Raw genomic sequence first — 12,640 nt, 5'->3', positions numbered from 1 at the left:
GACTCATCAATGGGCGCCGGGTTGGCTGCAACACCGGCCGCCTCAGAGGATCGGTCGCGCGCCTTTCGAACAGCGGGCGCGCGGGCGGCGAACAATGCGTGCCGCGTTAGCCGACCACGAACAGCGGTTGGCCGTACTCGACCGCCTGGCCGTTTTCGACGAGGATTTCCTTCACCACGCCGGACTTGTCCGACTCGATTTCGTTGAGCAGCTTCATCGCTTCGATGATGCAGATCGTCTGGCCTTCCTTGACCGTGTCGCCCACCTGGACGAACGGGTCGGCGCCCGGCGACGGCGCGCGGTAGAACGTGCCGACCATCGGCGAGGTCACCACGTGGCCTTGCGGCGCGGCGACTGCCGGCGTTGCCGGAGCGGCTGCGGCCTGCGCTTCTGCGCCCGGCGCTAGCGGCTGTTGCGCGTATTGCGGCGCGTAGGAGGCGGACGGTTGCACGTAAACCGGCGGCGCATTCTTGACGATGCGCACCTTGCCTTCGCCCTCGGTCACTTCGAGTTCGGAGATACCGGACTCCGAGACGAGGTCGATCAGAGTTTTCAGTTTACGTAGATCCATCAGGAAGCCCCTTTCAATGCGTAAAGTGCCGGCGTTTGCAATCGTGCAGTGGCCGGCTCAAATTAGTCGTGTTGGATTCAGCCGCGCGACGAGCCGGCGGCGAGCCGGTCGAGCGCGAATTCGAGCGCGTACAGATATCCCTTCCAGCCGAGGCCGCAAATCACGCCTTCTGCCTGGTCGGAGAAATACGAGTGATGCCGGAACGGTTCGCGACGATGCACGTTCGACAGATGAATCTCGACGAACGGGATGCCGACCCCCGCCAGTGCGTCCCGAATGGCCACGCTGGTGTGCGTGTACGCGGCGGGATTGATCAGTATGAAATCGGTGTTTTCAGTCCGCGCGGATTGGATGCGATCGACCAGCGCGCCTTCGTGATTACTCTGGAACGACGCAAGCTCGACGCCTGCGTCCGCCGCGCGGTCCGCCAGCGCCTGATCGATCTGCGGCAAGGTCACGCGACCGTAGACCTCGGGTTCCCGGGTGCCGAGAAGGTTGAGGTTGGGTCCGTGCAGTACCAGCAGTCGCGTCATGGTCGCTTCTTTTTCCGTGGAATTGGGCGCACTTTAGCGCTGATTAGAGAAACTTGTCTAGTTTCCCAGACGTACGGAGCGACGCTCGCGCCGCTCCGCCGTCGCGCCGGGCGCCCATCTTCTCGCAAATTCGCGCGATTTGCGCGTATTTTTGCGCGTTCCGCACGGAATCTGTCAGCAAAAGAATGCGAAATTTAAAGGGCGTCGAGGGTCTGCCGGAGCGCGGCCGGGTCGATCTGCCCTAATTTTGTCGAGCGCACGTTGCCCTTCGCGTCGATGACGACGGTGAACGGCAGCCCGCCGGCGGTGTTGCCGAACGCGCGGGCAAGGTCGGCACCGCCGAAGCCGGTCACGTAGACCGGGTAGCCCACCTTGACCTTCTGCAGGAACGCCTGGATGTTTTTCTCGGAATCGACGCCAAGTCCGACGAACTGGATTCCTTTCTTCGCATATTCGCCCTGCAGCTGCGATAGCGCCGGCATTTCCTCGACACACGGGCCGCACCACGACGCCCAGAAGTTGACGACGATTGGATGCCCTTTGTGCAAACTTAGCGACTGCGGCTTGCCGTCGACGCTGGTAACCGGAGCGGCCCACAACCGGTCGACCGCGTTGCGCGGCGAGCCGGCCTGGGCGGCGTGGGCGACCTCGGCGCCGCCGTTGAGCCAGTGATTGGCCAGCACGCCGCCGCCCGCAGCAACGATGGCGACCAGTGCGCCCGCCAGAATCCGTCTCGTGTTCATGCTTGGTTTGTCTAATTAGTGGATGGGGCGGCTTCGCTGTTGGCGAGCAGCGCCTGGACCGCCTGCAGATTCGCCCGAGCCGTGCGGCCGCGCGCATCGGCCTTGACGGCGCCGCGCAGGTCGTCCGTTTCGTACAGCGCCACATGGATGCCGACCGGCTCCGCGTCGCGCCCCTCGTTCACCGGGCGCCACAGGAAACTCAGCGTCTCGACGTAGCCGCGGCCGGCAAAGTGCCGCGTTTCCGATACGTCGTATTGAATGTTGGCATTCAGAAAGTAGATCGCGACTTCCTTCGGGTTGTCGCAGAATGCCTGCAGATGCACGTCCGAGTGTTCGCCCGCCGTGCCGCCTAGCACCGCGCCGGTCAGGTAGGGGTTGAACGGCGCGAGCCGCTCCATCCAGTCCAGCGCGATACAGCGCAGTCGCCGCAGCAGCGCCGGCTGGCTATCGCCCTGAAAAAGCGACTGATATTCGCGGATTTCTTCTTCGATCTGGTCGTTATCCGGCAGCCATTCGCCGGCAACACGGGTCTCGCCGACGACATGCCGCGCCGCTTTGCGCTTGGCCGTGGCGTAGTCCAGACCGTCTTCGGCGATCATGCGCGCAGCCGCGATGGCGATTTCCTCGCGCACGCGCTGCGGATCGAAATGTGATTTGCGGACCATCCGTCAATCATACTAGAGATTGCCGACGGGCCTTTTCGGGCGGGCACGCCGCACAGTGGGCGAGGCGGCGCGGGCGAGCGTGATTGGGCGCGCGGGGGCGCGGATGCTGTCGGTTACAATAGCGTCCTTTGCAGACGGTCGTTCCGGCCGCTTTGCAGCACTCCCATCCCTCGAAAAAAACGCCCGCGCGGCACGACAGGCTTATGCACATCCACATCCTCGGCATCTGCGGCACGTTCATGGGCGGTCTCGCGGTGCTCGCGCGCGGCGCGGGCCACACCGTGACCGGTTGCGACGCCGGCGTCTATCCGCCGATGAGCACGCAGCTCGAGGCGCAAGGCATCCGTTTGATCGAGGGTTACGACGCGGACCAGTTGAACCGCCTCAACGCGGACCTGTTCGTGATCGGCAACGTGGTTTCGCGCGGCAATCCGCTGATGGAAGCGATTCTCGACCGCGGCCTGCCGTACGTCTCCGGCCCGCAGTGGCTCGGCGAGCACGTGCTGAACGGCAAGTGGGTGCTGGCGGTGGCCGGCACGCACGGCAAGACCACCACCAGCTCGATGCTGACCTGGCTGCTCGAAGACGCCGGCCTCAATCCGGGTTTCCTGATCGGCGGCGTGCCGCTGAACTTCGGCGTGTCCGCGCGGCTCACGGATTCGAGCTTCTTCGTGATCGAAGCCGACGAATACGACACCGCGTTCTTCGACAAGCGCTCGAAGTTCGTCCACTACCGGCCCAAGACGGCGGTGCTGAACAACCTCGAATTCGATCATGCCGACATCTTCCCCGATCTCGCCGCGATCGAAACCCAGTTCCATCATCTGATCCGCACGGTGCCCAGCATCGGCCGGGTAGTGACCAACGGCCGTGAAGATGCGCTCGAACGCGTGCTGACGCGCGGCTGCTGGAGTGAGCTCGAGCGCTTCGGCGTGCAGGGCGGCTGGGAAACTCTGCCCGCCGAAGACGGCGTGCCGGTCGACGAACGCTTCGCCGTGTATCACAACAGCGAGCGCGTCGGCGTGGTCGAGTGGCAGGTGCAGGGCGAGCACAACCGCATGAACGCGCTGGCGGCGATAGCCGCCGCGCGCCACGTCGGCGTACCGCCGGCGCAGGCCGCGAAGTCGCTGGCGAGCTTTCGCAACGTGAAGCGCCGCATGGAAGTGCGCGGCAGCGTCGACGGCGTGACCGTGTACGACGACTTCGCGCATCATCCCACCGCGATCGACACGACCGTGGCCGGGCTGCGCGCGCGCGTCGGCCGCGACAACACGCGGATTCTCGCCGTGCTGGAGCCGCGCTCGAACACGATGAAGCTGGGCGTGATGAAAGCGCAATTGCCCGCCAGCCTCGCCGACGCCGACCTCGTGTTCGGCTACGGCGCGCCGAACGGCCGCGACGCACTTGGCTGGAATCTCGGCGAGGCGCTCGCACCGCTCGGCGGCAAGGCGCAGGCCTTCGACAATCTCGACGCGCTGGTCAAAGCGGTGGTCCATGCCGCGCGCCCCGGCGACCAGATTCTGGTGATGAGCAACGGCGGCTTCGGCGGCGTGCATCAGAAGCTGCTCGACGCCCTTTCCGCGCGAGGCAGCTCGTGATTCTCTACCTGCACGGGTTTCGCTCGTCGCCCAATTCGTTCAAGGCGCGCGTGCTGGCGGCGCGTCTTGCCGAACTGGGCCGCGCCGACGAATGGTGCTGCCCGATGCTGCCTGTTTCACCGTTCGACACGGTCGCGCTCGCCGAATCGCTGGTGGATGCCGCAAAACCGAAGAACGTGACGGTGATCGGCAGCTCGCTCGGCGGCTATTTCGCCACGCATCTGGCAGAGAAGCACGGCTGGCCGGCTGTGCTGCTGAACCCGGCGGTCGTGCCGCAGCGCGACCTGAGCGCCTATCTTGGCGAGCAGCCGTTGTGGCATGGCGGCGGCAGCATCGTCGTCGAACCGCGTCATCTGGACGAGCTGCGCGCGCTCGGCGTCGCGTCGATCACGCGGCCCGAACGCTATTATCTGATGGCCGCCACCGGCGACGAAGTGCTCGACTATCGCGAAATGCTTGCGCACTATCCCGGCGCACGCACTACGCTGATCGAAGGAAGCGACCACGCGATCAGCGAGTTCGCGCAATACGTCGACGAGGTGCTGGCCTTTTGCGTCGCCGAAGACGTCGAGCCGCCGGCGCCGCGCGAAGCGGCATGAAGTAATAGCGGTCCGACGCGTCCTGATGTTGCGTGCCGACGCGGCGGCCCGAAGCGACGTCCTGAGTAGAGGCTCAGGCGTACGACCTGGCGGCGCAGCCGCCGCCGGTTACCCGAAGCATCTGACCCGCAGTGAAGCCGCTGCCTGTCACCAGATTGGGATCAGATTCAAGCCGCCGGCGCGCGTATCCGTACGTAAGGCGCCGCGGATCCACTACCACGAACACGTTGCCGTGCCGCGCACGCAGTGACCGATCGCTGAACGAAATCGGGCGCGCCGGCAGATGCAAGTCAGAACGAGAGTATTGAGTGAACGTTTTCTTCGAGGAATCGGGCAGTTTCAAGGCAGGCAGCGTGCTGTCGCGCCAGGGTGACGCGTTTCAGGTCGAGTTGCCGGGCGGCCGGCGCGCGAAGGTGCGCGCCAAAGACGTGCTGATCGAATTCGACAAGCCGAGCGCGGCCGAGCTGATGCAGCAGGCCGACGCCGCCGCGCAGGACATCGACCTGGACTTCCTGTGGGAATGCGCGCCTGACGACGAATTCCCGTTCGCTACGCTGGGCGCCGAGTACTTCGGCGAAAGCTTCGGTTCGATCGAGCGCGCGGCGCTGGTGTTGCGCATGCACGGCGCGCCGGTGTACTTCCGCCGCAAGGGCCGCGGCATGTATCAACGCGCGCCGCAGGAACAACTGAAGATGGCGCTGGCCGGCCTCGAACGCAAGCGTCAACAGGCGCTGGTGCAGCAGGGCTACGAGGAAGAGCTGAAGGCCGGCCGTCTGCCGGAAGCCTTCACCGGCAAGACCGCGCTCGCGTTGCTGACCAAGCCGGACAAGAACACGATCGAATACAAGGCGCTCGAAGGCGCGGCCGCCGCGCGCGGCATTTCGCAGGCGCGCCTGATGCTCGAATGCGGCGCGATCCCGTCGGCGCGCGCGCTGCACGAGGCGAGATTCCTCTCCGAGTTCTTCCCGCACGGCACGGGCTTCCCGCCCGTCAGCGTTGGGAGCTTGCCGGAAGATTTGCCGGAAGCGAACGTCGAGGCGTTCTCGATCGACGACATTACCACCACCGAAATCGACGACGCGTTCTCCGTCGAGCACCTGGCCGACGGCCGCGTGCGGATCGGTGTGCACATCGCCGCGCCGGCGCTCGGCATCCAGCGCGGCGACGAAGTCGACGCGATCGCGCGCACGCGTTTGTCGACCGTCTACATGCCGGGCGACAAGATCACGATGTTGCCCGACAGCGTCGTCGAAGCCTTTACGCTGGCTGAAGGCGGCTTGCGGCCGGCGCTGTCGCTGTATGTGATCATCAATCGCGAGACCCAGGAGATCGTCGCGAGCGAAACGCGCGCCGAGCGTGTGTTCGTGAAGAACAACCTGCGCCACAACACGCTCGACGAACTCGTCACCGAAGAAGCGCTCGCCGCCGGCACCGGCGACTATCCGCACAAGGAAGACATCGCCGTGCTGTGGCCGTTCGCGCAGGCGCTGTTCGAAAAGCGCCAGACCGCGCGCGCGGGCTATGGTCTGCGCCGCGAAGTGCAGCGCAATACGGACTTCAACTTCTACGTGGAAGGCGAGCACATCACGATCACGCCGCGCCGGCGCGGTTCGCCGCTCGACACGATCGTCGCCGAACTGGCAATTCTCGCGAACTCGTCGTGGGGTGCGTTCCTGCACGACCACGGCGTGCCGGGCATCTACCGCACGCAGCGCGCGTTCGGCGCGCCGAGCGGCCCGAAGCGCACGCGCATGCAGACCAACGCCGCGCCGCACGAAGGCCTCGGCGTCACGCAATACGCGTGGAGCACGTCGCCGCTGCGCCGTTACGTCGACCTGGTGAATCAGTGGCAACTGATCGCCTGCGTGCAGCATGGCGTGACCGCGAAACTTGCCGCGCCCTTCAAGCCGAAGGACGCCGATCTGTTCGCCGTCGTGCAAGGCTTCGACGACACTTACACCGCGTATGCCGATCATCAGCGCCGCATGGAGTACTTCTGGTGCCTGCGCTGGCTGAAGCAGGAGAACCGCAAGCAGGTGGTGGCATCGGTGGTGAAGGGCGATCTGGTGCGCCTCGAAGAGATTCCGTTGCTGCTGCATGTGCCGGGCCTCGGCGTGCACGCGCGCGGCACGCGTTTGCAGATGAAAGTGATGTCGATCGACGAGCTGACCGTCGAAGCGTCCGTGCGTCTGTTGCACGTGCTCGACGCGCCGACCGTGACGAGCGGCGCCGAAGCGGAAGAAGCGGATGAAGGCGATGACGAAATCATCGACGCGGCCGACGACAGCGCCGAAGGCGAAGCCGAGGCGCAGGCCGAAGCCGAACCGGACGGCGACGCCGCAGCGGCCGATGCCGATGCCGATACCGATACCGACAACAACAACGACGACGACAGTGCAAGCGGCGCAGCCGCCGATCAACACATCGCGGAGCCGGGACGATGAGCGCCAGTCAGACACGTGAGCGCTATGCGGTCATCGGCAATCCGGTCGGCCATAGCAAGTCGCCGTTTATTCATGGCCGTTTCGCCGAGCAAACCGGCGAGCGGCTCGAATACGGCGCGCTGCTCGCGCCGGTCGACGCATTCGTGCCGCACGTGCGCGCCTTCATCGACGCGGGCGGACGCGGTCTGAACGTGACCGTGCCGTTCAAGCTCGACGCGCATGCGTTCGCCACCACGTTGTCGCCGCGCGCGGCGGCAGCGGGTGCGGTGAACACGTTGCGCTTCGACTCCAACGGCATCTACGGCGACAACACCGACGGAGTCGGTCTTGTGCGCGACATCGAGGTGAATCTCGGCGTGTCGCTGAAGGGCGCGCGCATTCTGTTACTCGGCGCGGGTGGCGCCGCGCGCGGCGTGGTGCTGCCGATGCTGGAGCGCACGCCGCATACGCTGACCATCGTCAACCGCACCGCGGCGAAGGCCGAAGCGCTGGTCGATCAGTTCGCGCAGGCCGCGCGCGACGCCGCGTGCCGCCTGACCGGCGGCAGCGCGCGCGCGATCGAAGCGGGCCAGTACGACGTGATCGTCAACGCGACGGCGGGCAGCCTCGACGCGTCGTTGCCCGACTGCGACGACCGCGCGTTCGGCAACGGCACGCTCGCGTACGACATGATGTATGGCGCGCATCCGACCGTCTTCATGGAACACGCACACAAGCTCGGCGCGCGCGGCGCCGACGGTCTCGGCATGCTGGTCGAACAGGCCGCCGAATCGTTTCACGTGTGGCGCGGCGTGCGGCCCGACGGCGCGCCGGTGCTGGCCGAGTTGCGCGCGCTGCTGACGGCGCCGTCGCACGCGTAGAGCCGCGCATCGCCTGACGGTACCGACCATTCGAGAACTGGAGCGCACATGACAGCAACGCGGCGCGCAAGCCGGCCCAGCCCGGTGCGATGGGTGGTCTATCTGGGCGCCGTGCTGGTGATCGCCTGGCTCGCGACGCAGGCGTTCTACTTCACGCAGATCGCGGTCTGGAACGACGTGAACCCGCGCTCGACCGCGTTCATGCGCTCGGACGCGTGGCGCCTGTCGCAGGAGCGGCCGGATCTCTCGTTGCAGCATACGTGGGTGCCGTACGACCAGATCTCGCGCAATCTGAAGCGCGCGATCATCGCCTCCGAAGACGCGAACTTCGTCAACAACAAAGGCTATGAGACCGACGCGATCCTGCAGGCGTGGGAGCGCAACAAGGCGCGCGGCAAAATCGTGCGCGGCGGTTCGACGATCACCCAGCAGCTCGCGCGCAATCTGTTTCTGTCCCGTGAGAAGAGCTATATCCGCAAGGGCCAGGAGCTGATCATTACCTGGATGCTCGAAACCTTGATGGACAAGGAACGGATCTTCGAGATCTATCTGAACTCCGTCGAGTGGGGCAATGGAGTCTACGGCGCCGAAGCGGCGGCCCAGTATTACTACAGGACGTCGGCGGCCAAGCTGACCGCGGCGCAGTCCGCGCGCCTCGCCGTGATGTTGCCGCGGCCCAGGTACTTCGACGAACACCGCAGCTCCGCCTATCTGGCCCAGCGCGCACGCGTGATCGCGCGGCGCATGGGCGCGGCCGAATTGCCGGACTAAACGTATTTCGCACGTGCGGCGCGGCCGCGGGTGCATGGCCTCGCGGGAAACTCCGATGGAACTGCGGCAGCTGCGTTACTTCATCAGCGTGATCGAACACGGCAGCATGGGCAAGGCGGCGCTCGAACTGGGCGTCGTGACCTCGGCGCTGAGCCAGCAGATCGCGCGGCTCGAAAGCGAGCTATCCACCCGGCTGTTGCAGCGAACCTCGAGCGGCGTCGTGCCGACCGATGCCGGGCTCGCGTTCTGGCGGCAGGCTCAGCTGGCACTACGCCATATCGACGACGCGGCGCTCGCCGCGCGCGAGGCGCGGCTCTCGGGACACGTCAGCGTCGGGCTCGCGCCCAGCACCGCCGGCGTGCTCGGTCTGCCCTTCATGCGCGCGATGCGCGAACGCTATCCGGACATCCGGTTGCGCATGGTCGAAAGCCTGTCCGGCTATCTCGCATCGATGCTCGGCGCGCGGACGATCGACCTGGCCATCCTGTTTCAGGAAGCGCCCACCCAACGCTGGAGCGTCATGCCGCTGCTCGACGAGCGGCTCTTCGTGATCGGTGCGCGTGATCTGGCCGGTATGCCGACGCAACGCGAAGTGCGTTTGTCCAAGCTCCGCGATCTGCCGTTGATCCTGCCAAGCGGCTCGCACGGCTTGCGCGCCTTGCTGACCTCCGCGTTCAAACGCGCGAAGTACGAGCCGCATCTCGCCGCCGAGGCGGACGGCCTCGCGATCCTGATGGACGCGGTGCGCGGCGGATTGGGTGCGACCATTCAGCCCGGCGCGGCGCTCGCGCGATCGGAGAACGCGATGCTTGCAAGCAGCCGTATCGCGGATACCGACGCGGTCAGGGCGAACCTGCTGGTCAGCGTGTCCGACGACGAATTGTCCCCGGCTGCGCTGGCGGCGCGCGTCGTGCTCGCGGACGTCGCGCGTACGCTGGTGAAAGAGGGCCGCTGGCCCGGCGCGAAACTCCGATAACTCGATCCATACCGCCCCTTCACGAAAACTGAAGACCTCTAGCCCGTTTGCTGATGGCGGCATTTGCCGTCACTGACTACAGTTCGCCTCGAAGCAATTACGTTGCATGGGATCGGAGTCAGCGAGGCGCATGGCCGACAGCCAAAGCGCCAACTCCGGTCGACAGGAGGCAAGCTAGATGGTCGATGTACTCGTGATCGGAGGAGGCAATGCCGCGCTGTGCGCCGCGCTGATGGCGCGCGAAGCGGGCGCGTCGGTCCTCCTTCTCGAATCGGCCCCGCGCGAGTGGCGGGGCGGCAACTCACAACACACCCGCAATCTGCGCTGCATGCACGATGCACCGCAAGACGTGCTCGTCGAAGCGTATCCGGAAGATGAATACTGGCGCGACCTGCTGAAGGTGACGGGCGGCATCACGAACGAGCACCTCGCGCGTCTCGTGATTCGCGCGTCCGCAATCTGCCGTCCGTGGATGCGCAAACACGGTGTGCGGTTTCAGCCGCCGCTGTCCGGCGCGCTGCACGTCGCGCGCACCAACGCGTTTTTCATGGGCGGCGGCAAGGCGCTCGTCAACGCGTACTACCGCAGCGCCGAAGCGCTCGGCGTGCGGGTTCTCTACGACACGCCGGTCGACGCGATCGAACTCGACGATGGCCGCTTCGTCGCGGCGCGCAGTGGCAGCCATCGTTTCGAGGCGCGTGCCTGCGTGCTGGCGGCGGGCGGCTTCGAATCCAATCGCGAATGGCTCAGACAAGCGTGGGGCCAGAATGAGCGCGGCGAATGGCCGGCGGATAACTTCCTGATTCGCGGCACGCGCTTTAACAAGGGCGTGTTGCTCAAGTACATGATCGACGCGGGCGCGGATTCGATCGGCGATCCGTCGCAATCGCATTGCGTCGCGATCGACGCGCGCGCGCCGCTCTACGACGGCGGTATCTGCACGCGGATCGACTGCGTGTCGCTGGGCGTAGTGGTCAATCGTGACGCCGAGCGGTTCTATGACGAGGGCGAGGACTTCTGGCCCAAACGTTACGCGATCTGGGGACGCCTCGTTGCGCAGCAGCCAGGGCAGACCGGCTATTCGATCATCGACGCCAAGGCAATCGGCCGTTTCATGCCACCGGTGTTTCCTGGCGAGAAATGCGACACGCTGGCCGGACTGGCTCGCCAGCTCGGTCTGCCGGAAGCGGCGTTCGTGCGGACCATCACCGCGTACAACGACGCCTGCCGGGTCGGCACGTTCGATCACACCGCGCTCGACGACTGCCACACCGAGCAGCTCGTCCCACCGAAGACCCACTGGGCCCGGCCGATCGACACGCCGCCGTTCTACGGCTACGCGCTCAAGCCCGGCATCACGTTCACTTACCTGGGGCTCAAGGTCAACGACCGGGCTCAGGTGCATTTTGGCGGCCAGCCGAGCGAGAACCTGTTCGTCGCGGGCGAGATGATGGCCGGCAATGTGCTCGGCAAGGGCTATACGGCAGGGGTCGGCATGTCGATCGGCACGGCCTTCGGGCGCATCGCCGGCACCGAGGCGGCGCGGGCCGCACAGGCGGCTGCGCAAGCGGGGTACGCGGGGCAAGCGGCTCGCAGCGCACACGAATCATCGGGAGTTCTCAGTGCAGAAAATTGAAGCGCTGGCGCGTGAAGCGCAGCAATTGGCCGACTCGCCCGGCCGCGCCGATCCCTCTGTCGAGCGTGATCCGCAGTCGCGAGTCATCCGGATCGCGCCGCTGACCGATCACGAAACCGAAGTCGCGCGGCAGATGCAGATATGCAACGCGTGCCGCTATTGCGAAGGTTTTTGCGCGGTATTCCCGGCGATGACGCGCCGCCTCGAATTCGGCAAGGCCGACGTCAATTACCTGGCGAACCTGTGCCACAACTGCGGCGCGTGCTATCACGCGTGCCAGTACGCACCGCCTCACGAATTCGCGGTGAACGTCCCGCAGGCGATGGCGAAAGTGCGGCTCGAAACCTATGCCGAGTACGCGTGGCCGCCCGTGATGGGCGCGCTGTACAAACGCAATGGCCTGACCGTCTCGCTCGCGCTGGCCGCCGGGCTCGCGCTGTTTCTGATACTCGGCACCGCGCTGTCGGGTTCGCTGCTCGACTACCGCCCGGGTGCGCAGACGTCGAGCTTCTACGCGATCTTCCCGCACAACCTGCTCGCGCTGATCTTCGGCGCGGTGTTCGGCTTCGCGGCGCTCGCGCTGGGTATCGGCGTGACGCGGTTCTGGCGCGACGTGTCGGCGGGTACGGCCTCGGCGCCGGCGATTGTCGAAGCGACGCGCAACGTGCTCGGACTCACCTATCTCGACGGCGGACACGGCGACGGCTGCAACGAAGCGGACGACCGCTTCACGCTCGCGCGCCGGCGCTTTCATCACTTCACGTTCTACGGCTTCATGCTGTGCTTCGCCGCGACCGTGGTGGCGACGCTGTATCACTACGTGCTGGGCGAGGAAGCGCCTTATCCGATGCTGAGCCTGCCGGTCGTGCTCGGCTCGTTGGGCGGCGTCGGTCTGCTGATCGGCCCGGCCGGTCTGCTGTGGCTCAACCTGCGGCGCGATCCCGCGCGCGGCGACGCGAAGCAGCGTCCGATGGATCGCGGTTTCATCGCCTTGCTGTTGCTGACGAGCGCCACCGGCCTCGCGCTTCTGATAGGCCGCGACACGTCCGCCATGCCCGCGTTGCTCGCGTCGCATTTGGGCGTGGTGATGGCGCTGTTCGCGACGCTGCCGTACGGCAAGTTCGCGCACGGCCTATATCGCAGCGCCGCGCTCCTCAAGTCCGCGATCGAAAAACGCGGCGGTAGCGGCCTGCAAGCCGGCGCCGACTGAGCCTGACGCGTGAAGCGTCGCCGGCATCGCAAAG

The 12,640-nt window shown here is 66.0% G+C and carries 11 protein-coding genes and 1 pseudogene; 8 read left to right on the top strand and 4 right to left on the bottom strand.

Translation table 11 applies throughout. The features are described 5' to 3' along the window. Positions 1–106: 106 nt before the first annotated feature. From accB to B0G69_RS03860, 4 genes are all read right to left on the bottom strand, one after another. Positions 107–571, bottom strand: coding sequence for an acetyl-CoA carboxylase biotin carboxyl carrier protein (gene accB / locus B0G69_RS03875; RefSeq protein ID WP_121315736.1), 465 nt, complete (start codon positions 569–571; stop codon positions 107–109). A 77-nt stretch (positions 572–648) separates the two neighbouring features. Next, positions 649–1,104, bottom strand: a complete 456-nt coding sequence (gene aroQ / locus B0G69_RS03870; RefSeq protein WP_121315735.1) for a type II 3-dehydroquinate dehydratase — start codon at positions 1,102–1,104, stop codon at positions 649–651. Between the two features lie 194 nt (positions 1,105–1,298). Next, a complete protein-coding gene (locus B0G69_RS03865; RefSeq protein WP_121315734.1) occupies positions 1,299–1,847 on the bottom strand; it encodes a TlpA disulfide reductase family protein in 549 nt (182 codons plus the stop codon). An 11-nt stretch (positions 1,848–1,858) separates the two neighbouring features. After that, a complete protein-coding gene (locus B0G69_RS03860; protein WP_121315733.1) occupies positions 1,859–2,512 on the bottom strand; it encodes a UDP-N-acetylmuramate--alanine ligase in 654 nt (217 codons plus the stop codon). Positions 2,513–2,715: 203 nt separating this feature from the next. Between B0G69_RS03860 and mpl the strand changes: the two are divergent. The 8 genes and pseudogenes from mpl to tcuB form a co-directional block, all read left to right on the top strand. Continuing rightward, positions 2,716–4,107, top strand: a pseudogene (gene mpl / locus B0G69_RS03855) (UDP-N-acetylmuramate:L-alanyl-gamma-D-glutamyl-meso-diaminopimelate ligase); the annotation flags it as partial. Next, positions 4,107–4,709 carry a YqiA/YcfP family alpha/beta fold hydrolase gene (locus B0G69_RS03850; RefSeq protein ID WP_121315731.1) on the top strand — a complete coding sequence of 201 codons (603 nt, stop codon included), beginning with the start codon at positions 4,107–4,109 and terminating at the stop codon, positions 4,707–4,709. The pseudogene mpl and the gene B0G69_RS03850, both read left to right, overlap by 1 nt. 308 nt (positions 4,710–5,017) lie before the next feature. After that, the gene (locus tag B0G69_RS03840; protein WP_121315729.1) at positions 5,018–7,153 is read left to right on the top strand and encodes an RNB domain-containing ribonuclease; all 2,136 of its coding nucleotides are present in this window, start codon (positions 5,018–5,020) and stop codon (positions 7,151–7,153) included. Next, complete coding sequence (gene aroE, locus B0G69_RS03835) at positions 7,150–8,013, top strand: shikimate dehydrogenase (RefSeq protein WP_121315728.1); 864 nt, start codon at positions 7,150–7,152, stop codon at positions 8,011–8,013. The genes B0G69_RS03840 and aroE overlap by 4 nt, the downstream gene beginning before the upstream one ends. 48 nt (positions 8,014–8,061) lie before the next feature. After that, entirely contained in the window at positions 8,062–8,784 is a 723-nt protein-coding gene (mtgA, locus tag B0G69_RS03830) for a monofunctional biosynthetic peptidoglycan transglycosylase (RefSeq protein WP_121315727.1), read from the top strand. A 55-nt stretch (positions 8,785–8,839) separates the two neighbouring features. After that, complete coding sequence (locus B0G69_RS03825) at positions 8,840–9,760, top strand: LysR family transcriptional regulator (RefSeq protein WP_121315726.1); 921 nt, start codon at positions 8,840–8,842, stop codon at positions 9,758–9,760. A gap of 178 nt (positions 9,761–9,938) precedes the next feature. Next, positions 9,939–11,396 (top strand): FAD-dependent tricarballylate dehydrogenase TcuA, encoded by a 1,458-nt coding sequence (gene tcuA / locus B0G69_RS03820; RefSeq protein WP_121315725.1) that lies wholly within the window; start codon positions 9,939–9,941, stop codon positions 11,394–11,396. Beyond that, positions 11,383–12,606: a tricarballylate utilization 4Fe-4S protein TcuB gene (gene tcuB / locus B0G69_RS03815; protein ID WP_121315724.1), complete on the top strand. Its 1,224-nt coding sequence runs from the start codon at positions 11,383–11,385 to the stop codon at positions 12,604–12,606. The genes tcuA and tcuB overlap by 14 nt, the downstream gene beginning before the upstream one ends. The last annotated feature ends 34 nt before the right edge of the window (positions 12,607–12,640 follow it).

The organism is Paraburkholderia sp. RAU2J (assembly GCF_003634845.1).
GTDB lineage: Bacteria > Pseudomonadota > Gammaproteobacteria > Burkholderiales > Burkholderiaceae > Paraburkholderia > Paraburkholderia fynbosensis.
The sequence above is the reverse complement of the archived record's forward strand: the minus strand, read 5'-3'. Positions and strand labels throughout refer to the sequence as shown.